The sequence below is a fragment of the Pseudomonas sp. PDNC002 genome, from assembly GCF_016919445.1.
Taxonomy (GTDB): Bacteria; Pseudomonadota; Gammaproteobacteria; order Pseudomonadales; family Pseudomonadaceae; genus Pseudomonas.
Genome location: NZ_CP070356.1, coordinates 5,419,115 through 5,442,074, shown reverse-complemented (window position 1 = coordinate 5,442,074; position 22,960 = coordinate 5,419,115). Strand labels below are relative to the sequence as shown.

Annotated in this window: 19 protein-coding genes; 14 read left to right on the top strand and 5 right to left on the bottom strand. The window is 65.2% G+C overall.

All coding sequences use genetic code 11. From position 1 onward, the window contains the following. Positions 1-40: 40 nt before the first annotated feature. From JVX91_RS24500 to JVX91_RS24490, 3 genes are all read right to left on the bottom strand, one after another. A complete protein-coding gene (locus JVX91_RS24500) occupies positions 41-1,108 on the bottom strand; it encodes a hypothetical protein (protein ID WP_205336673.1) in 1,068 nt (355 codons plus the stop codon). A 61-nt stretch (positions 1,109-1,169) separates the two neighbouring features. Then, positions 1,170-1,544 (bottom strand): RidA family protein, encoded by a 375-nt coding sequence (locus JVX91_RS24495; protein ID WP_205336672.1) that lies wholly within the window; start codon positions 1,542-1,544, stop codon positions 1,170-1,172. A gap of 20 nt (positions 1,545-1,564) precedes the next feature. After that, a complete protein-coding gene (locus tag JVX91_RS24490) occupies positions 1,565-2,677 on the bottom strand; it encodes an FAD-binding oxidoreductase (RefSeq protein WP_205336671.1) in 1,113 nt (370 codons plus the stop codon). 111 nt (positions 2,678-2,788) lie between these two features. On the opposite strand from JVX91_RS24490, the gene JVX91_RS24485 reads away from it, so the two are divergent. Then, complete coding sequence (locus JVX91_RS24485) at positions 2,789-3,412, top strand: XRE family transcriptional regulator (RefSeq protein WP_205336670.1); 624 nt, start codon at positions 2,789-2,791, stop codon at positions 3,410-3,412. 6 nt (positions 3,413-3,418) lie between these two features. Here JVX91_RS24485 and JVX91_RS24480 read toward each other — a convergent pair whose 3' ends face one another. Together JVX91_RS24480 and JVX91_RS24475 are read right to left on the bottom strand one after the other, a co-directional pair. Then, positions 3,419-6,295 (bottom strand): GGDEF domain-containing phosphodiesterase, encoded by a 2,877-nt coding sequence (locus tag JVX91_RS24480; RefSeq protein WP_205336669.1) that lies wholly within the window; start codon positions 6,293-6,295, stop codon positions 3,419-3,421. Between the two features lie 112 nt (positions 6,296-6,407). Beyond that, positions 6,408-7,301 carry a LysR family transcriptional regulator gene (locus JVX91_RS24475; RefSeq protein WP_205336668.1) on the bottom strand — a complete coding sequence of 298 codons (894 nt, stop codon included), beginning with the start codon at positions 7,299-7,301 and terminating at the stop codon, positions 6,408-6,410. Between the two features lie 166 nt (positions 7,302-7,467). Between JVX91_RS24475 and leuC the strand changes: the two genes are divergently transcribed. The 13 genes from leuC to JVX91_RS24410 all read left to right on the top strand — a co-directional run bounded on the left by leuC (position 7,468) and on the right by JVX91_RS24410 (position 22,954). Further along, positions 7,468-8,895 carry a 3-isopropylmalate dehydratase large subunit gene (gene leuC, locus JVX91_RS24470; protein ID WP_205336667.1) on the top strand — a complete coding sequence of 476 codons (1,428 nt, stop codon included), beginning with the start codon at positions 7,468-7,470 and terminating at the stop codon, positions 8,893-8,895. A gap of 12 nt (positions 8,896-8,907) precedes the next feature. Next, positions 8,908-9,552 carry a 3-isopropylmalate dehydratase small subunit gene (leuD, locus tag JVX91_RS24465; protein WP_205336666.1) on the top strand — a complete coding sequence of 215 codons (645 nt, stop codon included), beginning with the start codon at positions 8,908-8,910 and terminating at the stop codon, positions 9,550-9,552. Positions 9,553-9,586: 34 nt separating this feature from the next. Continuing rightward, positions 9,587-10,351 (top strand): class I SAM-dependent methyltransferase, encoded by a 765-nt coding sequence (locus tag JVX91_RS24460; protein WP_205336665.1) that lies wholly within the window; start codon positions 9,587-9,589, stop codon positions 10,349-10,351. 86 nt (positions 10,352-10,437) lie between these two features. Continuing rightward, a complete protein-coding gene (leuB, locus tag JVX91_RS24455) occupies positions 10,438-11,520 on the top strand; it encodes a 3-isopropylmalate dehydrogenase (RefSeq protein ID WP_024766915.1) in 1,083 nt (360 codons plus the stop codon). A gap of 80 nt (positions 11,521-11,600) precedes the next feature. Beyond that, complete coding sequence (asd, locus tag JVX91_RS24450) at positions 11,601-12,713, top strand: aspartate-semialdehyde dehydrogenase (RefSeq protein ID WP_205336664.1); 1,113 nt, start codon at positions 11,601-11,603, stop codon at positions 12,711-12,713. Positions 12,714-13,025: 312 nt separating this feature from the next. Next, entirely contained in the window at positions 13,026-14,150 is a 1,125-nt protein-coding gene (locus JVX91_RS24445; protein WP_240201661.1) for a FimV/HubP family polar landmark protein, read from the top strand. 95 nt (positions 14,151-14,245) lie between these two features. Then, the gene (locus JVX91_RS24440; protein WP_205336663.1) at positions 14,246-15,256 is read left to right on the top strand and encodes an aspartate-semialdehyde dehydrogenase; all 1,011 of its coding nucleotides are present in this window, start codon (positions 14,246-14,248) and stop codon (positions 15,254-15,256) included. Positions 15,257-15,424: 168 nt separating this feature from the next. Next, entirely contained in the window at positions 15,425-18,319 is a 2,895-nt protein-coding gene (locus JVX91_RS24435; RefSeq protein WP_205336662.1) for a FimV family protein, read from the top strand. Positions 18,320-18,338: 19 nt separating this feature from the next. Beyond that, positions 18,339-19,196: a tRNA pseudouridine(38-40) synthase TruA gene (truA, locus tag JVX91_RS24430; RefSeq protein WP_205336661.1), complete on the top strand. Its 858-nt coding sequence runs from the start codon at positions 18,339-18,341 to the stop codon at positions 19,194-19,196. Positions 19,197-19,253: 57 nt separating this feature from the next. Continuing rightward, entirely contained in the window at positions 19,254-19,877 is a 624-nt protein-coding gene (locus tag JVX91_RS24425; RefSeq protein ID WP_205336660.1) for a phosphoribosylanthranilate isomerase, read from the top strand. Between the two features lie 245 nt (positions 19,878-20,122). Next, positions 20,123-20,998, top strand: a complete 876-nt coding sequence (gene accD, locus JVX91_RS24420; protein WP_205336659.1) for an acetyl-CoA carboxylase, carboxyltransferase subunit beta — start codon at positions 20,123-20,125, stop codon at positions 20,996-20,998. After that, positions 20,995-22,275 (top strand): bifunctional tetrahydrofolate synthase/dihydrofolate synthase, encoded by a 1,281-nt coding sequence (gene folC / locus JVX91_RS24415; RefSeq protein ID WP_205336658.1) that lies wholly within the window; start codon positions 20,995-20,997, stop codon positions 22,273-22,275. The genes accD and folC overlap by 4 nt, the downstream gene beginning before the upstream one ends. Positions 22,276-22,297: 22 nt before the next feature. After that, positions 22,298-22,954: an SPOR domain-containing protein gene (locus tag JVX91_RS24410; RefSeq protein WP_205336657.1), complete on the top strand. Its 657-nt coding sequence runs from the start codon at positions 22,298-22,300 to the stop codon at positions 22,952-22,954. Positions 22,955-22,960 lie beyond the last annotated feature (6 nt).

The window sequence follows — 22,960 nt, the reverse complement described above, 5'->3', positions numbered from 1 at the left end:
CCCGTCTCGAAAGAGACGGGCGTTTTCGTTTATGCCTCGATCAGACCTTCTGCTGGTCCGGCAGCGGCGCGGAGCGGTTGCGCCACCAGGCGATGACGATGGCCGCCATCAGCACGAAGCCCAGGTAACCCATGGCCGGGTAGACCAGGCCCACCAGTTTGACGAAGCCCACCTGGCTGGCGATGAAGGCGAGCACCACCGCGACGACGGTGGCCACGCGGAAGGGCGCGCCGTAGGCGGCGCAGCGCGCGGCCAGGGTGTAGGCGAAACCGCTGGTGGTGCAGTACAGCTTCACCAGCAGCAGGGCGAGCATCACGTCGCCGAACCAGGGAGCGATGTTGTTGCTCAGCAGCAGGGTGGGGATGGCGCTGCCGCCGATCACGTCGATCTGCACCAGCATCACCAGGGCCATGGCGAGGATCAGCACGCCGACGCCGATACCACCGAACACCCCGCCCATCGCGGCGGTGCGCAGGTTCTTCACGCTGCCGCCCATCACCACCACGGCAGCCGCGGTGGCGGCGACGTTATAGGAAACATAGAGCAGCGCGCCGAGCAGCCAGTTGGGCGCCGGGTGCGGCACGGCCAGGGCGATCTGCTCCAGCTCCGCCAGCGGCTTCTGGATATGCGTCAGCGCGTAGACGGCGATGATCGCCACGATGATCATCAGCACCGGGGTGATCAGGCTCATCAGGGTGATGACGCGCTTCAGTCCCAGGCACACGGTGATGATGGTCATCACGCCAAGCACGATGCCGCCGATGGAGTGGCCGATGCCCAGTTGCTGCTCGAAGGACGAGTTGGCGCCGGCGAACATGACCACCATGGTGCCGAACAGGAAGAAGGTCAGCATCAGGTCGACGACTCGGCCCAGCGGCTTGCCACAGATGTACTCCATGGCTTCCTTGTGCGACTGGGTCTGCAGGCGGCTGCCGATCTGGTACAGGTTCATCAGCAGGAAGGCGAACAGCGCCAGCGCCACCAGGCCTCCGGCAAGACCCATGATGCCGAAGCCGCCGAAGAACTGGAGGATCTCCTGGCCCGAGGCAAAGCCGACGCCCACCACCAGGCCGATGTACGCGCCGCCGAGCTTGAGACTGGTTTTCATGATCGAGACTCTAGTTGTTGTTATGAGAGCGGCCCCGCTCAGGGCAAGACCGCAAAAGGGATCACGCCTGGCCGATGTAGGCCTGGACTTCTACCTCGACGTCCACGCCCAGCGCCAGGGCCGAAGCCACGCAGGAACGCACCGGCAGGCCCTGGTCGAAATAGCGCTTGTACACTTCGTTGAAGCCGGCGAAGTGGGACATGTCGGACAGCCATACAGTGGCCTTCACCACCTGGGAGTAGTCGGCGCCACAGGCTTCCAGGCTCTCGGCGATGCGGGTCATCACCGCCTCGGTCTGGGTCTGGATGTCGCCTTTCACGACTTGGCCGTCGGCGGTCATCGGGATCTGTCCGGAGAGGAACAGGAAGCCGCCGGCCTTCACCGCACGGGAGAAGGGGAAGGGCAGGGTGCTGGGGTAACGCTGGATATCGCTCATGGGTAGGTCTCCGGGGGAATTCAACGCAGGCGCGCCGGGTCCAGGCGCTGGGGATCGACGCCTTCCTGGCGCAGGGATTCGGGGAGCGGCTGGCCGAGCAGTAGCGACTGGGCCAGGCGTGACACGCCGTCGGCGGACTGGATGCCGTATCCACCCTGGGCGGCCAGCCAGAAGAACGCCGGGTTCTGCGCGTCGGCGCCGATGACCAGGTCGCCGTCACTGACGAATGAGCGCAGACCGGCCCAGCTGTGGTTCGGCCGGCGGATCGCCAGGGTGGTGTGCTCTTCGATGTGGTGCACGCCGATGGCGATGTCCAATTCTTCGGGTTGCACGTCCTGGGCTTCCACCGGGTCGGCGTTGGCGGGCGAGCCGAGCAGTTGGCCGGCGTCCGGCTTGAAGTAGAAGCTTTCGTCGATGCCGATCACCGTCGGCCACTGGCTGATGTCCACGCCATCGGGCGCGGGGAAGGTAAAGGCGGTACGGCGGCAGGGTTGCAGGCCGATCGGGCGGATGCCGCAGCGCTTGGCCAGGTGATCGGCCCAGGCACCGGCGGCGTTGACCAGTTGCGCGGCCTGTATGACTTCGCCATGGCTGAGTTCCAGCGTCCAGCGGCCATTGGCGTATCGAGCCGAGAGTAGCTCGCGGTTGCAGCGCAGCTCGCCGCCGCGCTGGCGCAGCGCACGCAGGTAGCCCTGGTGCAGGGCATGTACGTCGAGGTCGCGGGCGTCGGGTTCGTAGAGCGCGCCGATGATGGCGTCGGCGCGCAGGCTAGGGAGGAGCTCCAGCGCCTGTTCGGTGCTGATGCGCTCCACACCCGGCGTGGCTTCGGCCTCTTTCAGCAACGCGATGTGTTCCGGGCCGCCAACATACAGGCAACCGCGCGGAGTAAGGATCGGGTGCTCGCTGAATCCGGCCGGCGGGTTTTCGTAGAAGGTGCGGCTGGCGCGGGTCAGTGCCTGGATCTGCGGGGTGCCGTAGGCCTCCATGAACATGGCGGCCGAACGCCCGGTGGAGTGGTAGCCGGGCTGCTCTTCGCGTTCCAGTACCAGCACCTTGTGCGTCTCGCTCAGGCGGTAGGCGAGGGAGGCGCCGGCAATGCCGGCGCCGATGATGACGAAATCGAAATGGCTCACTGCAAGGGCCTTCTGGAGAATTTCTCTTATGTGAGAAATCTAAGATATGAGAATTTTTGCGACAAAGGCAAGGCCCGGTAAACTTTCGTCGGCCCCCTCACGAGAAGTCCCATGAGCGAAACCGCCCAAGCACTACCCAAGCCCCAGCAGCTGGATCGAGACGAAGTCGGAGCGCGCCTGCGGGCGGTTCGCAAGCAGCAGAAGCTGACCCTGAAACAGCTCTCCGACCTGTCTGGCGTGGCGGTTTCCACGTTGTCGAAGATGGAGCTGGCGCAGGTCGCAGTGAGCTACGACAAGCTGGCCGCCGCCGCCCGTGCTCTGCAGGTGGATATCGCCCAGTTGTTCCGCCCGCTGCCGCCCGTCGGCGTCCTGGCGGGTCTTAAGACTTTCGTGAAGACTCGCGTCGACGATGCTGCCGGCTACGACACTGGGGGTTACGAGTACTACCCGATTGCCGGTGATTTCCCGCAACGCAATATGACGCCGCTGTACGCGCGCATCTTTGCCCGCGAGGTCGGCGAGTTCGACGACTACGTTCGCCACCCCGGTCAGGAGTTCGCCATGGTGGTGGCCGGTCGCGTGCGCATCCAGTTCGAGACGGGGGAGTCAGTGAGCATCGGGCCGCGCGAGACGGCGTATTTCGACAGTAGCGTCGGCCACCTCTACCTCAATGATGGTGATGCCGACGAGGCGCAGGTGATGGTGGTGATGTCGGAGCTGCGGCCCGCGCAGTAGCGGGCCTCAGGTTGCCTGCTGCGTGTCGCGGCAGGGCAGCAGGGCGATGAAGTCGTCCAGTGGTACCGGCCGGCTGAACAGGTAGCCCTGGTACAGGTGGCAGCCCTGTTCGGCCAGCAGCGCCAGCTGTTCCGGGGTTTCCACGCCTTCGGCCACCAGTTCCAGCCCGAGGCTGTGCCCCATGGCGACGATGGCGCGGACGATTTCCGCGTCGTTGCTGTCGTTGGGTGCATCGCGCACGAAGCTCTGGTCGATCTTCAGGCTGTCCACCGGCAGGCGCTTGAGGTAGGTCAGCGATGAATAGCCGGTACCGAAGTCATCCATGGCGAAGCGCACACCGGCTTCGCGCAGGCGCTCCATGCGCGCGATAGTGTCGTCCAGTTGCTGGATCACGATGCCTTCGGTGATCTCCAGCTTGAGCAGGCTGGGTGGCAGCTTGGCCTTGTGCAGCACGGCAAGCAGGCGCTCGACGAAATCGCTCTGGCGGAACTGCCGCGGGCTGATGTTCACGCTCAGGCTGAAGTTCTCGGCGTCGATGCGGCCCTCGGCCAGCAGTCGCGCGCCGGTGTGGCAGGCCTCCTCGATGACCCACTGGCCGACCTCGACGATCAGCCCGCTGTCTTCCAGCACACGGATGAAACTGGCCGGTGACTGCGCGCCGCGCGTTGGGTGGTACCAGCGCAGCAGCGCTTCGGCGCCGACGATGAGCGAGCCGCGGGCATCCACCTGCGGTTGATAGTGCAGGGTGAATTCACGCCGGCTGAGCGCCATGCGCAGGCCGTTCTCCAGGCGCAGGCGCTCACTGGCGGCTTGCTGCATGGATTCGTGGAACAGTTGCACGGTATTGCGCCCTGCATCCTTGGCGCGGTACATGGCGATGTCGGCGCGCTTGAGCAGGTCGTCCGGGGTAGCCCCGTCGTCGGGGATCAGCGCGATGCCGATGCTCGGTGTGATCTGCAGGCGGTGGCCATCCAGCAGCATCGGCTCGGCCAGCAGGTCGCGCAGTTTTTCCGCCAGTTGGCGCACCTGCTGGGCGGTGTCCAGGCGACTGCCTTCGATGCCGGTGATCAGCACCACGAACTCGTCGCCGCCCAGGCGCGCCACGGTGTCTTCCTGGCGCACGCTGGCCTCCAGGCGCGCGGTGACCATCTGCAGGATCGAATCGCCGACGGAGTGGCCGAGGGAATCGTTGATGTGCTTGAAGTGGTCGAGGTCGAGGAACAGCAGCGCGCCGCGCAGGCTGTGGCGTTGCAGCAGGGAAATCTGCTGCTTGAGACGGTCCATCAGCAGCGCGCGGTTGGGCAGGTCGGTCAGCGCATCGTGGTAAGCCAGGTGCTGGATGCGCGCCTCGGCTTCACGCAGCTCGCTGGTGTCGCGCGCGGTGAGCAACAGGCAGTTTACGCCGCCCAATTCGATGGGCTCGACGGAGACATCCACCGTCTTGATCGTCCCGTCGCGGTGGCGACCGCGCATTTCCAGGTGATGGACGAAGCCGTCGCGGTTCAGCGCGGCGATCATGTTCAGTCGTTCGTCCGGATCGGCCCAGATATTGATGCTCAGGGCGGTCTGGCCGAGCACTTCGTCGGTGCGGTAGCCGGTGAGGCGGTGGAAGCCTTCGTTGACCTCGATGTAGCGGCCTGTTTCGCGCTCGGTGATGGTGATCGCATCGGGACTCGAGTGGAACGCCTTGGCGAATTTCTCCTGGCTGGCCTTCAGCGCCGCCTCGGCCTGCAGGCGCCGAGTGACGTCACGGAAGGTGGACAGGATGCACAGCTGGCGGTCGACCCAGATCAGTCGGCTGGCCACCATGCAGGTGATCGTCTGGCCGCCCTGCGTGAGGAACTGCACCTCCACGTTCTGTAGCGAATGGTCGCGCATCAGTTGTTCGAACAGGCGCGAGCGCTGGTGATGATCGGCCCAGAAGGTCACCTGGTGCGAGGAGCGGCCGATGATGTCCTCGGCGGTCCAGCCGAAGGTGCTGCAGAAGCTTGGGTTGACCTCGATGAATTCGCCGTCGCGCACCCTTGAGACGCAGATCGGGTCGGGACTGCCCTGGAACAGGCTGGCGAATTTCTCTTCCGAGGCCTGCAGGCTGCGCTCGCGCAGTACACGCTCGGTGATGTCGAGCAGGGTGCCGGCCATGCGTAGCGGCTTGCCCTCGGCATTGCGGTAAAGCCGGGCGCGGCTCTCCAGGTAGCGTACTTCGCCGGAGTCGAGCTGGGCGCGGTAGGTGAACTGGTAGTCGTTCTCCGGCCCGCGGGCCAGCCTGGCGTAGGCCTGGCGCATGCGCTGGCGGTCGGTTTTGTCGACGCAGGCGAAGAACTCGCCGAAGGGTCCGTGGAAATCCCGGTCCGGCAATTCGTGCAGAACGGCGGCGCGCGCCGAGCCGTAGAGCAGGCCGCTGGGAATGTGCCAGTCCCAGATGCCCAGTTGCGCGGAATCCAGAGCCAGGTCGAGGCGCTCCTGGCTGTCGCGCAGGGCCTGTTCCTGAGCGCGCACATGGGTGATGTCGCGGACCGTCAGGACGAGGCACGGGTGGTCGTCCAGTTCGATCTGGCAGCCGTAGACGCGAGCGCTGCGGATTTCGCCGGTGCGGGTCAGCAGGGTGACTTCGAAGCCGTCGATCTGCCGCTCGGTGGTGATCTTGTCGAGCATCCGCTGGCGTTCGTCGAGGCTGCGCCAGAGTCCGAGTTGCACGGAGGTGCGGCCGAGGGCCTCTTCGCGGCTCCAGCCGAAGCGGTCGACGAAACTGGCATTGAGTTCGAGGAATTTTCCGCTGTCCCGGTCGGTGATGACCATCGCATCGGGAGCGGTGTGGAAGGCTTTGGCGAACTGATCCTGGCCGTCGGGGGCGGATGGGGGCGAGTGCGGATCGCGGCTCATGCGTCGCTCCCACTGTGTCTGTCGGCGTCGGCCAAGCAGGGCCGGCTATCGCGATGTGACGTGCGGACGGGCATTCGGGCCCCTTCTTCTAGTTCTGTCAGAACAATAGAGGTTAGGCCGCGACAGGCGCAAGTTCGGCCGCCTGGGCATCGAGCAGGCGCATGAAGGCCCGTGCGGCGTTGGACAGGGTGCGCTCGGTGTGCAGGATGTAGCCCAGCTGGCGGCTGAGCTGGATGTCCTGTAGCGGCAGGCGTACGACGCTGTCATCCAGCATGGTGCGAGGCAGTACGCTCCAGGCCAGGCCGATGGAGACCATCATCTTGATGGTTTCCATGTAGTTGGTGCTCATGCCGATGTTCGGCGTCAGGCCCTCGGCCTCGAACATGCGCCGCACGATGTGGTGGGTGAAGGTGTTGCCACCGGGGAACACCGCCGGGTGCCGCGCCACGTCGGCGAGGAACACCGGGCCCTGCACCGACAGCGGATGCTCGGGGGCGGCGACGAAGTCCAGCGGGTCATCCCACACCGGCACGGCGCGTACGGGCTCGGCGGTTTCCGGGGCGAGGGTGATCACGGCCAGCTCGGCACGGCCGTGGAGAATCTCCTCGTAGGCCACTTCCGAGTCGCAGAACTGGATATCCAGCGCCACCTGCGGGTGGGCCTTGGTGAAGGCGCGCAGCAGCGGCGGCAGACGATGCAGGCCGATGTGGTGGCTGGTGGCCAGGACCAGTCGGCCGCTCACCTCGCCGTTCAAGTTGGTCAGGGCGCGGCGGGTGTCGTCCAGCACGTTGAGGATCTGGTAGGCGCGCGGCAGCAGGGCACGGCCGGATTCAGTCAGGGTCACTTCGCGGCCGACGCGGTCGAACAGGCGCACCCCCAGCTGGTTCTCCAGGGCGGCGATGCGCTTGCTGATGGCCGGTTGCGTCAGGTGCAGACGCTCGCCGGCTTCGGAGAAGCTGCCCGACTCGGCGATGGCGAGGAAGGTGTTGAGGCTGGTCAGGTCCATGTCGACTCCCTGCGCTCTGAAGGCGGCGCCAGACTTTTATAACGCACCGTATTCCTCGTGGGAATCCTTTGGATAAAAAATATGAATTTGAGTTATTCGATGACAACCCATAGCATCATCCCCACAAGCCCTAGGGGCATAGAAAGACGCTGATGAGGACTCTCTGATGGCCGGCAAGACGCTCTACGACAAACTCTGGGAAATGCACGAGGTGAAGCGCCGTGACGATGGTTCGTCGCTCATCTACATCGACCGCCACATCCTTCACGAAGTGACTTCCCCGCAGGCCTTCGAAGGCCTGCGCCTGGCCGGCCGCAAGCCGTGGCGCATCGATGCGAACATCGCGACCCCGGACCACAACGTGCCGACCACCCAGGCCGAGCGCAAGGGTGGCCTCCAGGCCATCGCCGACGAAGTGTCGCGCATCCAGGTCCAGACCCTGGACGAGAACTGCGATGACTTCGGCATCCTCGAGTTCAAGATGAACGACGTCCGCCAGGGCATCGTCCACGTGGTCGGCCCGGAGCAGGGCGCGACCCTGCCGGGCATGACCGTGGTTTGCGGCGACTCGCACACCTCGACCCACGGCGCCTTCGGTGCGCTGGCCCACGGCATCGGCACCTCCGAGGTGGAGCACGTGCTCGCCACCCAGTGCCTGGTCGCCAAGAAGATGAAGAACATGCAGGTCCGCGTGGAAGGCAAATTGCCCTTCGGCGTGACTGCCAAGGACATCGTCCTCGCGGTGATCGGCAAGATCGGCACCGCGGGCGGCAACGGCCATGCCCTGGAATTCGCCGGCAGCGCCATCCGCGACCTGTCCATGGAAGGCCGCATGACCATCTGCAACATGTCCATCGAAGCGGGTGCCCGCGTCGGCATGGTGGCGTGCGACGAGAAGACCATCGAGTACGTGAAGGGTCGTCCGTTCTCGCCCCAGGGCGGTGACTGGGCCAAGGCCGTGGAAGCCTGGAGCGACCTGGTGTCCGACGCCGATGCGCACTTCGACACCATCGTCGAGCTGCGTGCCGAGGACATCAAACCGCAGGTCAGCTGGGGTACTTCCCCGGAGATGGTCCTCGCGGTGGACCAGAACGTGCCGGACCCGGCCGCCGAAGCTGATGCGGTCAAGCGCGACTCCATCGTCCGTGCACTCAAGTACATGGGCCTGAACGCCAACCAGGCGATCACCGATATCCAGCTGGACCGCGTGTTCATCGGCTCCTGCACCAACTCGCGCATCGAAGACCTGCGCGCCGCCGCCGCCGTGGCCAAGGGTCGCAAGGTCGCTGCCACTGTGAAACAGGCGCTGGTCGTGCCGGGCTCGGGCCTGGTCAAGGCGCAAGCCGAACAGGAAGGCCTGGACAAGATCTTCATCGAAGCCGGCTTCGAATGGCGTGAACCGGGCTGCTCCATGTGCCTGGCGATGAACCCGGACCGCCTGGAAAGTGGCGAGCATTGCGCTTCCACCTCCAACCGCAACTTCGAAGGCCGCCAGGGCGCCGGTGGTCGTACTCACCTGGTGAGCCCGGCGATGGCCGCCGCCGCCGCGGTGACCGGTCGTTTCATCGACGTACGTGAATTGATGCAGGCCTGAGGAGACCCATAGATGAAAGCCTTTACCCAGCACACCGGTCTCGTCGCGCCGCTCGACCGCGCCAACGTCGACACCGACCAGATCATCCCCAAGCAATTCCTCAAGTCGATCAAGCGCACCGGCTTTGGCCCGAACCTGTTCGACGAGTGGCGTTACCTGGACGTTGGCCAGCCGAACCAGGACAACTCCAAGCGCCCGATCAACAAGGACTTCGTCCTCAACTTCCCGCGCTTCCAGGGCGCCAGTGTGCTGCTCGCCCGTGAGAACTTCGGTTGCGGCTCCTCCCGCGAGCACGCGCCGTGGGCGCTGGACGAGTACGGCTTCCGCACCGTGATCGCGCCGAGCTTCGCCGACATCTTCTTCAACAACAGCTTCAAGAACGGCCTGCTGCCGATCATTTTGAAGGACGAAGAAGTGGACGAGCTGTTCGCCCAGTGCGAAGCCACCGAGGGCTACCAACTGACCGTCGACCTGGCCGCGCAGACCGTGACCCGTCCGGACGGCAAGCAGTACAGCTTCGAAGTGGACGCGTTCCGCAAGCACTGCCTGCTCAACGGCCTGGACGACATCGGCCTGACCCTGCAGGACGCCGACGCCATTCGCAACTTCGAAACCGGTTACAAACAGCAGCAACCCTGGTTGTTCCGCGACGCCTGAGGGCGCCGCAGCAGCCAACACCAAGGAGAAAGCCATGACCCAGAGTCGCCATGAGCAAGTGGTACAGCGCCAGTTCGGTGCCCAGGCCAACGCTTACCTGACCAGCGCTGTCCACGCCCAGGGTGAGGAATTCGCCCAGCTGCGCGAGCGACTGTCGGCGACCACTGGCGCGCGTGTGCTGGACCTCGGCTGCGGGGCGGGGCATGTGAGTTTCAACGTCGCGCCGCTGGCCGGCGAGGTGGTGGCCTACGATCTGTCGCAACAGATGCTCGATGTGGTGGCTTCGGCAGCCGCGGAGCGCGGGCTGGGCAACATCTCCACCCGCTGCGGCGCCGCCGAGCAGCTGCCGTTCGAGGATGGCGAGTTCGACTTCGTCTTCAGCCGCTATTCCGCGCACCACTGGCGGGATGTCGGCCAGGCGCTGCGCGACGTGCGCCGGGTGCTCAAGCCGGGCGGCGTGGCCTGCTTCATCGACGTGACGGCACCTGGCCTGCCGCTGCTGGATACGCATTTACAGGCAGTCGAAGTGCTGCGCGACACCAGCCATGTGCGCGATTATTCGCCGTCCGAGTGGGCGCGCCTGGTGGGTGAGGCGGGGCTTGCCGTCACGGGCTGCAGCCGCCAACGCCTGCGCCTGGAGTTCACCTCCTGGGTCGAGCGGATGCGCACTCCGGAAGTGATGCGCCAGGCCATTCGTGCCCTGCAGCTTTCGGTGGGCGACGAGGTGCGCGAGTATTTCGAGATCGACGCCGAGGGTTCCTTCAGCACCGACGTGCTGGTGCTCTGGGCCGAGCGCTGATTTCAGCTTTTGACCGCTCCGGGTGGCGTGGGCCGCCCGGGGCGTTACGTTTTTTGCCAAGCGACTTTTAAAAAGTGAGCAGAGAGATGAGCAAACAGATTCTGGTTCTCCCCGGCGACGGTATCGGTCCGGAAATCATGGCCGAAGCGGTCAAGGTGCTGGAGCTGGCCAACGACAAGTTCGCCCTGGGCTTCGAACTGACCGAAGACGTGATCGGTGGCGCCGCCATCGACAAGCATGGCGTACCGCTGGCCGACGAGACCCTGGAGCGCGCGCGCAACTCCGACGCCGTCCTGCTGGGCGCCGTGGGCGGCCCGAAATGGGACAAGATCGAGCGTGACATCCGCCCTGAGCGCGGCCTGCTGAAGATCCGCTCGCAACTGGGCCTGTTCGGCAACCTGCGTCCGGCCATCCTCTACCCGCAACTGGCCGATGCCTCCAGCCTGAAGCCCGAAGTGGTCGCCGGCCTCGACATCCTCATCGTCCGTGAGCTGACCGGTGGCATCTACTTCGGCCAACCGCGCGAGCAGCGCGTACTGGAGAACGGCGAGCGCCAGGCGTACGACACCCTGCCGTACAGCGAAAGCGAAATCCGCCGCATCGCCCGTGTCGGCTTCGACATGGCCCGTGTGCGCAACAAGAAGCTGTGCTCGGTGGACAAGGCCAACGTCCTGGCTTCCAGCCAGCTGTGGCGCGAAGTGGTCGAGGAAGTCGCCAAGGACTATCCGGACATCGAGCTGTCGCACATGTACGTCGACAACGCCGCCATGCAACTGGTCCGCGCGCCGAAGCAGTTCGACGTGATGGTGACCGACAACATGTTCGGCGACATCCTGTCGGATGAGGCTTCCATGCTCACCGGCTCCATCGGCATGCTGCCTTCTGCCTCGCTGGACTCGAACAACAAGGGCATGTACGAGCCTTGCCACGGTTCCGCGCCGGACATCGCCGGCAAGGGCATCGCCAACCCGCTGGCGACCATCCTCTCGGTCTCGATGATGCTGCGTTACACCTTCAACGAAGGCGCCGCCGCCGACGCCATCGAGAAGGCCGTCAGCCTGGTGCTCGACCAGGGCCTGCGCACCGGTGACATCTGGTCCGAAGGCTGCACCAAGGTCGGTACCCGCGAAATGGGCGATGCGGTAGTCGCGGCTCTGCGGAATCTGTAATCTCTCCGGTTCGTTCGCTCCCGGCACTCTGTAGGAAGGCGGGAGCGACGGCCCTCTAAATACTTGAAGGTGTAGTAGCGATGAAGCGTGTAGGTCTGATCGGTTGGCGTGGCATGGTGGGTTCGGTGCTCATGCAGCGGATGCTGGAAGAGCGGGACTTCGACCTGATCGAGCCGGTGTTCTTCACCACCTCCAATGTGGGTGGCGAAGGCCCGTCCATTGGCAAGGACATTGCCCCCCTCAAGGACGCCTACAGCATCGAGGAACTGAAAACCCTCGACGTCATCCTGACCTGCCAGGGTGGCGACTACACCAGCGAAGTCTTCCCCAAGCTGCGCGAAGCCGGCTGGCAGGGCTACTGGATCGACGCCGCCTCCAGCCTGCGCATGCAGGATGACGCGGTCATCGTCCTCGACCCGGTCAACCGCAAGGTCATCGACAATTCGCTGGACGCTGGCACCAAGAACTACATCGGCGGCAACTGCACCGTCAGCCTGATGCTGATGGCCCTGGGCGGCCTGTTCGAAGCCGGCCTGGTCGAGTGGATGTCCGCCATGACCTACCAGGCGGCCTCCGGCGCCGGCGCGCAGAACATGCGCGAGCTGATCAAGCAGATGGGCGCCATCAATGCCTCCGTCGCCGATGACCTGGCCAACCCGTCCAGCGCCATCCTCGACATCGACCGCAAGGTCGCCGAGGCCATCCGCAGCGATGCCATGCCGACCGAGAACTTCGGCGCTCCGCTGGCCGGCAGCCTGATCCCGTGGATCGACAAGGAACTGCCGAACGGCCAGAGCCGCGAAGAGTGGAAAGGCCAGGCGGAGACCAACAAGATCCTCGGTCGCTTCAAGAACCCGATCCCGGTCGACGGCATCTGCGTGCGCATCGGCGCCATGCGCTGCCACAGCCAGGCGCTGACCATCAAGCTGAACAAGGATGTGCCCATCGCGGACATCGAAGGCCTGATCAGCCAGCACAACCCCTGGGTCAAGCTGATCCCGAACCAGCGCGAGATCAGCATGCGCGAACTGACTCCGGCAGCCGTCACCGGCACCCTGAGCGTTCCGGTCGGCCGTCTGCGCAAGCTCAACATGGGCTCGCAGTACATCGGTGCCTTCACCGTCGGCGACCAACTGCTGTGGGGCGCCGCCGAGCCGCTGCGCCGCATGCTGCGCATCCTGCTCGAGCGTTGATCCGCTCTGCGTGATCCCACGACGCCGGCCCAGTGCCGGCGTCGTGCTTTCTGATGCACGAGAAGTTCCCTTTGTGTAGGTGAACCACTGCACAAATACGCCAGTCCGCGTGACCGTCGGCCTGTTGACGCCAGTTTCTGTGACGTAGCCGGAAAAGCAGCCGGGAACCAGTCGCTATCCTCGCAGCCCGTCCATGGGGACAGGTTTCGGTGCGTCCTTTCGCGCCGGCCATAGCAAGCAGCGGGGGAGAGGATGGCTCGGTTACACAGATTGTTGTTGGCGACGGCGGTGGCCGCGGCTTGCGTGCCGGGTATGGCAGGCGCCCTGGAGCTGGGCGAGATTTCCTCGCGGGCGGTGCTGGGGCAGACCCTCTCGGCCAATATCGAATTGCGCGGCGTGGCCGACCTGACCTCCGAAGAGGTGAAGGTCAGCCTGGCGTCGGCGCAGGATTTCGAGCGGCTGGGCGTGGACCGCAGTGTCGTGACCAGCGGCCTGAGCTTTATCCCGGACGTCGGCCGCAATGGCCGCGGCGTCATCCGTATCAATTCATCGCGTCCTATCCGCGAGCCGTACCTCAACTTCGTGCTGCAGGTCGTCTGGCCGCAAGGCCGTCTGGTGCGCGAATTCACCATACTGCTGGACCCGCCCAGCTATGTGGCAAGCCCGGTAACGCCGCCCGCCATCGCGGCAACGCCGATCACTCCGGTCCGCGCGGCGCAGGTGCAGCCTGCGCAGGCCACCCAGGCTGCCGACAGCTACCGCATCCAGCGCAACGATGCTCTCTGGGATATCGCATCGCGCAATCGTCCGTCCACGGGCGTATCGGTCATGCAGACCATGGCTGCGATCCAGCGAATGAATCCGGATGCGTTCGTCGATGGCAACATCAACCGACTGAAGGTCGGCCAGGTGCTGCGGCTGCCGAGCGCGCAGCAGATTGGCGAGCAAAGCCATGCCCAGGCGACGGCCTTTGTCGAATCGCAAAGCGCCCAGTGGAAAGCCCGCAGCAATCCGCAGGTAGCCCAGCAGGGACGGCAACTGGACGCTACGCATAAGGCCGAGGCAGGCGCCGCGCCCGCGAAGGCCGAGGCGCGCGACAACCTGCGCCTGCTCTCCGGACGTCCGGGCAAGAACAGCGAGAAGGTCGAGGCCGAGCAATTGGCGGTCGCCCAGGAAGGCCTGGACAGCGCTCGTCGTGAAGGCGATGAGCTGCGCAGCCGGATTTCCGACCTGGAAAGCCAGACGCAGAAACTGAACAAGCTGATCGAGTTGAAGGATGCGCAGATCGCCGGCCTGATCGCGCGTCTGGCCGAGCAGGATCGCGCCAAAGCGCAGCCGGCGTCGGCTGCCGTCAATCCGCAAGCGGCGGCCGGGGAGGTCGCCCAGACCGCCGCGGCGTTGACCGCCCAGGCCGCGGGTGACGGCTCGCGTCCCTGAGATGCGGCGATAGGCGGCGGGGCACTCGATTGCTTCGCCGCCGGTGGGGGCAGTAAAGTGCTGCGCTACTTTTCCCACCGAATGCGAGACCCCGGATGCCTGAAACCATCGACATTGCCGTAGTTGGCGCCACTGGACTCGTGGGCGAGGCTCTGGTCGAACTCCTGGAAGAACGTGACGCTCCCGTCACCAACCTGTATCTGCTGGCCAGCGGCGAGTCCGCCGGCAAGTCGATGGGCTTCCGCGGGCGCAATATCCGGGTCGGCAATCTCGCCGACTTCGATTTCGCCAAGGTACGCCTGGTCTTCCTTTCGATCGGTGCCGAGGCGGCCAGCGACTGCGCCGTTCGCGCGCGGGCGGCGGGCTGCAGCGTGATCGACCTCAGTGGCGCTTCCCTCGGCAAGGCCGGGGCGCAACTGGCGCTGGCCAGCGTAAACGCCGAAGTGCTGGATACGCTTGACCTCCCCGCCGTGATCGCGGCGCCCGCCGCGCCTGCTGCCGAGGTCGCTGAAGTCCTTGTCGCATTGCGCGGCGTAGTGGAGCTCCGCCAGGTCAACGTGGCCGCCTGCCTGTCCGCCTCGGCGCTGGGGCGCGAAGGTGTGCAGGAACTGGCACGGCAAACCGCCGAATTGCTCAATGCCCGCCCGCTGGAGCCGCGCCTGCTGGACCGTCAGTTCGCCTTCAACATGCTCGCGCAAGTGGGCGGCGTCGATGAGCAGGGTTATTCCGTAGTGGAGCGGCGTATGGCTGCGGAGCTCGCCACGTTATTCCCCGAAGTGAAGGATGGCCTGAGCGTTACCTGCAGTCTCGCCCCGGTGTTCTTCGGTGACGTGCTCATGCTGTCGATCAAGACGGCGGCGCCGGTGTCCCTGGCGTCGGTCAGCGCCGCTCTGGAGGCGGCCGAGGGAGTCGAGCTGGTGGAAGACGATTATCCGACTGTCATCGGCGATGCGCAGGGGCAGGATAGTGTCTATGTCGGTCGCCTACGGACCGGTCTGTCAGATTCGTGCGAACTGAATTTGTGGATTGCGTCAGATAATGTGAGAAAAGGCGCGGCGCTGAATGCTGTGAACTTGGCCGAATTGTTGATAAAACACTATCTGTAAAAGATACTTACCGAATATTTGAAGAAGTATTCTAGCTTGGCAATACTGGCCGGGAACGTCGCTGATGGGGGAAAGCACTGCCGAGGAGATCGGCGGTGTGATGGGCAGCGGCGCCCGATAGACGTTGTTCTAATCCAGAAAAAAGCTATTAAAACAAGGGATTAAATTATGGTCCGGCTTCGTAAACTGGTGCAGGCAATCGCAGCTGCTACGGCATTGACCTCCGGCATGGCGCATGCACTGGGGTTGGGAGACATCCACCTGCGTTCGTCACTGAACCAGCCGCTGGATGCCGAGATCGACCTGGTCGAAGTGCGTGATCTGTCCTCGGCCGAGGTGATTCCGAAGCTGGCATCGCCGGAAGACTTCAACAAGGCCGGCGTCGACCGTCAGTATTTCCTGACCGGTCTGAAGTTCACTCCCATCGTCAAGCCGAACGGCAAGAGCGTCATCCGCGTGACCTCCGATCGTCCGGTGCAGGAGCCCTACCTGAACTTCCTCGTGGAAGTGCTCTGGCCCAATGGCCGGTTGCTCCGCGAGTACACCGTCCTGCTCGATCCGCCACTGTATTCCCCGCAGACCGCCGCTGCCGTGCCGCGCGCGCCGATGGCCGCGCCTGCACCGGTGGTGCGCCCGGCCGCCACTGCCGCACCGCGCCCGACTGCCACCGCTGCGCCCCGCCCGGTTGCCGCCGCTCCCGCGCCGTCGCGTCGCCTGGAAGGCAACGAGTACCGTACCGGCCGCAATGACACCCTCTGGGAAATCGCCGCGCGCGCCCGCCCGGACGGCAGCGTTTCCGTCCAGCAGACCATGCTGGCGATCCAGGACCTGAATCCCGACGCTTTCCTCGGCGGCAACATCAACCGCCTGAAGAGCGGCCAGGTGCTGCGCCTGCCCGATGCCGAGCAGATCAAGGCGCGTACCCAGCCCGAAGCCGTCTCCCAGGTGAATCAGCAGTACAGCGCCTGGCGTGAAGGCCGTAGTCTACCGACCGGCGGCGCGCGCCAGCTCGACGCTACGCCGCGCGCCAACGCGGGCGCCGCTCCGGCCCAGGCCGAAACCAAGGACAGCCTGCGCCTGCTTTCCGGCGAGAACGGCAAGGCCAAGGGTGGCGACAAGGGCAGCAAGGACGGCCAGGCCGTGGCCGACAAGCTTGCCGTCACCAAGGAAAGCCTCGACAGTACTCGTCGCGAAAATGACGAGCTGCAGGGTCGCATGACCGACCTGCAGAGTCAGATGGACAAGCTGCAGAAGCTCATTGCGCTGAAAGATGCGCAACTGGCAAAGCTGCAGAATGAGCTGGGCAGCGGCAAACCCGCCGATGCTGCTGCGTCGGTTCCGGTCCCCGCTCCGGGCGCGGACTCCGCCGCTCAGCCGGTCGCCCCCGTAACCCCGGCAGAGCCTTCGGCTCCTTCCGGCGATAGCGGAACGCCGCCCGCGCCGGCCGCCGAAGCGCCCGTTCAGCCGGCGCCTGCACCCGCGCCAGCTCCCGCTCCGGTTGCGCCTGCTCCTGCTCCCGAGGCGCAGAAGCCCGCGCCCGCTCCGGCGCCCGCGGCGGCTCCGGTCGAGCAGGCCGAAACCAGCATTCTCGACGAAATCCTCGCCAACCCACTGTGGCTGGGCATCATCGCAGGCAGTGCGCTATTGGCGCTGCTGGTTCTGCTGATGATCATTTCGCGCCGTCGCGCCGCCAAGGAACAGGAAGATCTGGCCGCTCGCTCCGTCGAGGACGAGCCGGTGCTGGATGATGACCTGAGCCTCGCCGGCAGCGATCTGGATGACCTGGACGTGGCCCAGGCCGCCGAAGTGGCCGTTCCCAGCCAGCAGGCGCCCGAACGTGTTGCCGCGCAGACCAGCGATGCGCTGGGCGAGGCGGACATCTATATCGCCTATGGCCGCTTCAACCAGGCCGCCGAACTGCTGCAGGGTGCCATCTACGACGAGCCGCAGCGCGCCGACCTGCGTCTGAAGCTGATGGAGGTCTACGCCGAGATCGGTGATCGCGAAGGCTTCGCCCGCCAGGAGAACGAGCTGCGTGAAATCGGCGGTGCCGACCCGCAGGTCGAACAGCTGAAATCCCGCTATCCCGGCATGGTCGCCCTGGCTGCGGTCGGCGGTGGTCTTGCTGCCGTCGCGGCGAGCGATGATCTCGATGGCTTCAGCCTGGATGACTTCGAGGTAGAAGCGCCGGCTGTCGAAGCGCAAGCCGCCACCCAGCCGCACAACGATCTGGATGATGCCTTCGACCTGGCGCTGGACGATCTGGAGTTGGGTGAAGACAAGCCTGCCGCGCCGGCTGCCGAACGCAGCGACGATCTTGCACTCTCGAGTTTCGATCTGGATGACGACCTGGCTTTCAGCGCTCCGGAGCCGGTGGCGAGCAACAAGGCGGACGATGAGTTCGCTTTCGATCTGGATCTTCCGGAAGAGCGGCCCGCAACGTCGCCGTCGAGCCCGTCGCTGGTCGATGACCTGTCGGACTTCTCCCTGGATCTGGAGAAGGACACCCATATCTCCGCCACCTCCGCCGAAGATGACTTCCTGCTGGGCCTGGACGACGACACCGCGTCGCTGTCCGGCGTGAGCCCCGAGGAGTTCAGTCTCGACACCGAGACCAAATCGCCGTTGGCGGAAGATCTCCCCGATGACTTCGACCTGTCCCTGGCTGACGATGAGCCTGCTCCGGCCAAGGCCGACGACAGCTTCGCGGCGCAGCTGGACGAAGTGAGCGCCGAACTGGATCGCCTGTCGGCCGAGAATGACGTTGCGGAAACTCCGGCTCCGGCCTTCGACGGTGGCTTTGCCGCTGACGAAGGCGTTGGCGCTGAAGACGGTTTCGTCGCCGCAGATGACCTGGCGCTGCCAGGCGACGGTGCCGACGACGAGGATGAGTTCGACTTCCTCTCCGGCGCCGACGAGGCCGCCACCAAGCTCGACCTGGCGCGTGCCTATATCGACATGGGCGACACTGAAGGCGCCCGCGACATCCTCGATGAAGTGCTCACCGAGGGTAACGACAACCAGCAGCAGGAAGCGCGTGAATTGCTCGGGCGTATCGCCTGAGCCGGAAGGCTCTCTTTAAATGATTGAAGCAGTACCCTCAGCGGCGGCCGAATCGGCCGCCGTTGGCGTTTCCAGGATTGCCCTGGGCGTCGAATTCAAAGGCTCGCGTTATCGCGGTTGGCAGCGCCAGGAAAATGGTGTGCCGACCGTGCAGGGCGCGCTGGAAAAAGCCCTGTCCCGGGTGGCCGATCATCCGGTCTCGCTGATGTGCGCGGGCCGCACCGATGCACTGGTGCACGCGAGTGGGCAGGTGGTGCATTTCGATACCACGGCCGAGCGCTCGCTTATCGCCTGGGTCATGGGCACCAATGCCAACCTGCCCAACGATATCAGCGTGACCTGGGCCAAGGTGATGCCGGCGCACTTCCATGCCCGCTTCACCGCCATGGCGCGGCGCTATCGCTATGTGATCTACAACGATCAGATCCGCCCGGCGCATATGGCCGAAGAGGTCACCTGGAACCACCGTCCGCTGGATGTCTCGCGCATGCGCGAAGCGGCCCGCGCGCTGGTTGGTACTCATGACTTCACTTCGTTCCGTGCGGTGCAGTGCCAGGCCAAGTCGGCAGTGAAGACCGTGCATCACCTGGAAGTGATCGAGCATGGGCGCTTCATCGTGCTGGATGTCCGCGCCAACGCCTTCCTCCACCATATGGTGCGCAACTTCGCCGGAATGCTGATGACCATCGGTGCCGGTGAGCGCCCGGTGGAATGGGCGGCCGAGGCGCTGGCCGCCCGCGACCGGCGTGCCAGCGGGATCACGGCGCACCCTTACGGGCTGTACCTGGTGGGCGTGGAATACCCGGAGGAGTTCGTGCTGCCCCAGCGTTATGTCGGGCCACATTTCCTTTCAAGTTTGCCGGATGTCGTTGGCTGACGATGCCAGGGTCATTTGCTACCATCGATCGATCACTTGCCTGAAGGTTGCTGCATCTTGTCAGCCGTTCGCATCAAAATCTGCGGTATTACCCGAGTCGAGGATGCCCTGGTCGCCGCTGCCGCAGGGGCCGACGCCATCGGCCTGGTGTTCTACGCCCGGAGTCCGCGCGCGGTCAGCATCCAGCAGGCGAGGGCGATCATTGCCGCGCTGCCGCCCTTCGTCAGCACCGTGGGCCTGTTCGTCGATGCCAGCCGCTGCGAACTCGGCGAGATTCTCGATGCGGTGCCGCTGGATATCCTGCAGTTCCATGGCGACGAAACGCCGGAAGACTGTTCAGGCTGGCACAAGCCTTATCTCAAGGCGTTGCGGGTGAAGGCCGGTGACGATGTGGTGGCGCAGATCGCGAACTACCCGCAGGCCAGCGGCTTCCTCCTGGATACCTACGTCGAAGGCGTGCCGGGTGGAACCGGTCTGGCTTTCGATTGGTCCCTGGTGCCGAAGAATGTCTCGCGCCCGCTGATCCTGGCTGGCGGCCTGACGGTCGCCAACGTGGCCGAGGCCATCGCCCAGGTGCGCCCATACGCCGTGGACGTGAGCGGTGGAGTAGAGGCGAGCAAGGGGATCAAGGACGCGCAGAAGATCCGTGATTTCATCGCCCAGTGCCGGTCGGTGGTGTGACGCGGAATCTTCATGTGACGACGAGCGGCCAGCCGCCGTCCACTACCCAATCGCTGCACGGCAGCGTTGGGAGTCGTCGATGCCTGTCGCCGATGACCCGCATCGAGTGGTGTATTCGTGGCGACGCCCCAGGCGGCGCCTTTGTTTGCGAGGGGTTTCGGCCTTGAGGTCGGAGCCGCGACGATGAATTTGCTCAGAGGCACGCGCAGCGCTTCACGCCGTGCCCCTGCACTGGAGACGAGAGCATGAGCAACTGGCTGGTAGACAAGCTGATCCCTTCCATCATGCGTTCCGAGGCGAAGAAGAGCTCGGTTCCGGAAGGCCTGTGGCACAAGTGCCCGTCCTGCGAGGCGGTGCTGTACCGTCCGGAGCTGGAAAAGACCCTCGACGTCTGCCCCAAGTGCGATCACCACATGCGCATCGGCGCGCGCGCGCGCATCGACATCTTCCTCGATGAGGAAGGCCGCGAGGAGCTGGGCGCCGAGCTGGAGCCGGTGGATCGCCTGAAGTTCCGCGACAGCAAGAAGTACAAGGACCGACTGACCGCCGCGCAGAAAGACACCGGCGAGAAGGACGCGCTGATCTCCATGAGCGGCAAGCTGATGGGCATGCCGGTCGTGGTCAGCGCCTTCGAGTTCTCCTTCATGGGTGGCTCGATGGGTTCCATCGTCGGCGAGCGCTTCGTGCGCGCCGCCAACTACGCCCTGGAAAACCGTTGCCCGATGATCTGCTTCTCCGCCTCGGGCGGCGCGCGCATGCAGGAAGCGCTGATCTCCCTGATGCAGATGGCCAAAACCTCCGCTGCGCTGGCCCGCCTGCGCGAAGAAGGCATTCCGTTCATTTCCGTGCTGACCGATCCGGTCTACGGCGGTGTTTCCGCGAGCCTTGCCATGCTCGGTGATGTGATCGTCGGCGAGCCGCGCGCCCTGATCGGCTTCGCCGGTCCACGCGTGATCGAGCAGACCGTGCGCGAGAAACTGCCGGAAGGTTTCCAGCGCAGCGAGTTCCTGCTGGAGCACGGCGCCATCGACATGATCGTTCACCGTGCCGAGCTGCGTCCGCGCCTGGCCAAGGTGCTCGCCAAGTTCACCCACACTCCCAATACCGCGCTCGCAGGATGACCCAACGTACCCTTGCCGACTGGCTCAGCTACCTCGAACAACTCCACCCCACGGCAATCGACATGGGGCTGGACCGCTCCCGTGAGGTAGCTGGCCGGCTAGGCCTGGGGCGTCCCGCGCCCCGCGTGGTGACCGTCACCGGTACCAACGGCAAGGGTTCCACCTGCGCCTTCCTGGCCGCCATGCTCGGCGAGCAGGGGCAGCGTGTCGGCGTCTACAGCTCGCCGCACCTGCTGCGCTACAACGAGCGCGTGCTCATCGATGGCGTCGAAGCCAGCGATGAGGCGCTCTGCGAAGCCTTCGCCGCCGTTGAGGCGGCCCGTGGCGAAATCTCCCTGACCTACTTCGAGATGGGTACGCTCGCGGCCTTCTGGCTGTTCGAGCACGCCAGTCTCGATGCGGTGGTGCTGGAAGTCGGCCTGGGTGGACGTCTGGATGCGGTCAATCTGATCGACTCCGATATCGCCGTGGTCACCAGCATCGGCATCGATCATGCCGACTGGCTGGGGGATACCCGCGAAAGCGTGGCCTTCGAGAAGGCCGGCATCTTCCGCGCTGGCAAGCCCGCCGTGTGCGGCGACCTGGAGCCGCCGGCACCGATCCTGGAGCAGGCGCGCCAGTTGGGTTCGCCGCTGATCCTTCGGGGTCGCGATTTCGACCTGGCGATGGGCGAGAGCGACTGGCACTGGCGGGGCCGCTCCGCGTCGGGCGAAGCGCTGAGCCTGCACAATCTTCCACTGCTCGATTTGCCGATGGAGAACGCGGCGCTGGCCTTGCAGGTCTATGCCTTGCTGGACTTGCCCTGGCAGCCCGATGCGCTGACCGCGGCGTTGCTGCGTACCCGTGTCACCGGCCGCCTGGATCGCCGCACCGTGCAATGGCACGGCGAAGAGCGCCACTTGCTGCTCGACGTCGGGCATAATCCGCACGCATCGCAATACCTGGCCAGCCGCTTGCGCGCGGCGCCGCCCAAGGGCGTGCGCCATGCAGTGTTCGGCCTGCTGGCGGACAAGGATCTCGACGGCGTACTGGAACCCGTGCTCGGCTTGGTGCAGGATTGGGCCGTTGCACCGCTGCCCACCGGCCGCAGTCGTCCGGCCCAGGAGCTGGAAGCCGCGCTTCAGGCGCGTGGTGCGCAGGTCAGTTGCCATGGCGACATCGCCGCGGCGCTGGTAGCGCAGTGCGATGCAGCAAGCACCGACGACGAGATTCTGGTGTTCGGATCGTTCTACAGCGTGGCGGATGCCCTGGAGTGGCTCGCCAAGGCTGCTCAATAAGAGACCAAAGGGGAGTTGTTGCATGGCGTTGCTCGATAAGGGGCTCAAGCAGCGGGTAGTCGGAGCGCTGGTGCTGCTGGCACTGGCAGTCATCTTCCTGCCGATGCTGTTCTCCCGCGAGGACGATGTACGCCAGGTCGTGGTCGATGCCCCGGTGATGCCCAAGCCGCCGGCGATGCCGACGGTCGAGGTCCAGCCCACTGAAGTGCCCGAGCCGCAGGTCGATGACGCGGACAACGCCGTGCCGCCGTCGGAGACGGCGTCCGCGCAGGCGCCCTCCGAGCCCATCGCCAGTCTGCCTGCCCAGCCGGTGCAACCCAAGGCGCCGGCGCCGCAACCGACCACTCCCAAACCGGCCGCGCCCGCGCCGCAGCCCCAGGCCAGCGCCACACCGGCGGCTCCTGCGAATCCGCCGGCCCAGCGCCTGGACAGCAACAACCTGCCGGTGAGCTGGTCGGTGCAACTGGCCAGCCTGTCCAACCGTGCCCGCGCCGACGAATTGCAGAAGTCCCTGCGCAGCCAGGGCTACAACGCCTATGTGCGCAGCTTCGATGGTATGAACCGGGTGTTCGTCGGTCCGGTGGTGGAGCGCGCCGAAGCGGATCGCCTGCGTGATCAGCTGGGCAAACAGCAAAAGCTCAATGGCTTTGTGGTGCGCTTCCAGCCTGAACGGGGCTGAGCCGGC

What these genes read in the sequence shown, in the direction of transcription:
- truA (WP_205336661.1), top strand. Translation starts at nt 18,339, where the DNA reads ATGATTGAAGCAGTACCCTCAGCGGCGGCCGAATCGGCCGCCGTTGGC.
- asd (WP_205336664.1), top strand. Translation starts at nt 11,601, where the DNA reads ATGAAGCGTGTAGGTCTGATCGGTTGGCGTGGCATGGTGGGTTCGGTG.
- JVX91_RS24410 (WP_205336657.1), top strand. Translation starts at nt 22,298, where the DNA reads ATGGCGTTGCTCGATAAGGGGCTCAAGCAGCGGGTAGTCGGAGCGCTG.
- JVX91_RS24435 (WP_205336662.1), top strand. Translation starts at nt 15,425, where the DNA reads ATGGTCCGGCTTCGTAAACTGGTGCAGGCAATCGCAGCTGCTACGGCA.
- leuB (WP_024766915.1), top strand. Translation starts at nt 10,438, where the DNA reads ATGAGCAAACAGATTCTGGTTCTCCCCGGCGACGGTATCGGTCCGGAA.
- JVX91_RS24480 (WP_205336669.1), bottom strand. Translation starts at nt 6,295, where the DNA reads ATGAGCCGCGATCCGCACTCGCCCCCATCCGCCCCCGACGGCCAGGAT.
- leuC (WP_205336667.1), top strand. Translation starts at nt 7,468, where the DNA reads ATGGCCGGCAAGACGCTCTACGACAAACTCTGGGAAATGCACGAGGTG.
- JVX91_RS24460 (WP_205336665.1), top strand. Translation starts at nt 9,587, where the DNA reads ATGACCCAGAGTCGCCATGAGCAAGTGGTACAGCGCCAGTTCGGTGCC.
- JVX91_RS24475 (WP_205336668.1), bottom strand. Translation starts at nt 7,301, where the DNA reads ATGGACCTGACCAGCCTCAACACCTTCCTCGCCATCGCCGAGTCGGGC.
- folC (WP_205336658.1), top strand. Translation starts at nt 20,995, where the DNA reads ATGACCCAACGTACCCTTGCCGACTGGCTCAGCTACCTCGAACAACTC.
- accD (WP_205336659.1), top strand. Translation starts at nt 20,123, where the DNA reads ATGAGCAACTGGCTGGTAGACAAGCTGATCCCTTCCATCATGCGTTCC.
- JVX91_RS24485 (WP_205336670.1), top strand. Translation starts at nt 2,789, where the DNA reads ATGAGCGAAACCGCCCAAGCACTACCCAAGCCCCAGCAGCTGGATCGA.
- leuD (WP_205336666.1), top strand. Translation starts at nt 8,908, where the DNA reads ATGAAAGCCTTTACCCAGCACACCGGTCTCGTCGCGCCGCTCGACCGC.
- JVX91_RS24440 (WP_205336663.1), top strand. Translation starts at nt 14,246, where the DNA reads ATGCCTGAAACCATCGACATTGCCGTAGTTGGCGCCACTGGACTCGTG.
- JVX91_RS24495 (WP_205336672.1), bottom strand. Translation starts at nt 1,544, where the DNA reads ATGAGCGATATCCAGCGTTACCCCAGCACCCTGCCCTTCCCCTTCTCC.
- JVX91_RS24445 (WP_240201661.1), top strand. Translation starts at nt 13,026, where the DNA reads ATGGCAGGCGCCCTGGAGCTGGGCGAGATTTCCTCGCGGGCGGTGCTG.
- JVX91_RS24500 (WP_205336673.1), bottom strand. Translation starts at nt 1,108, where the DNA reads ATGAAAACCAGTCTCAAGCTCGGCGGCGCGTACATCGGCCTGGTGGTG.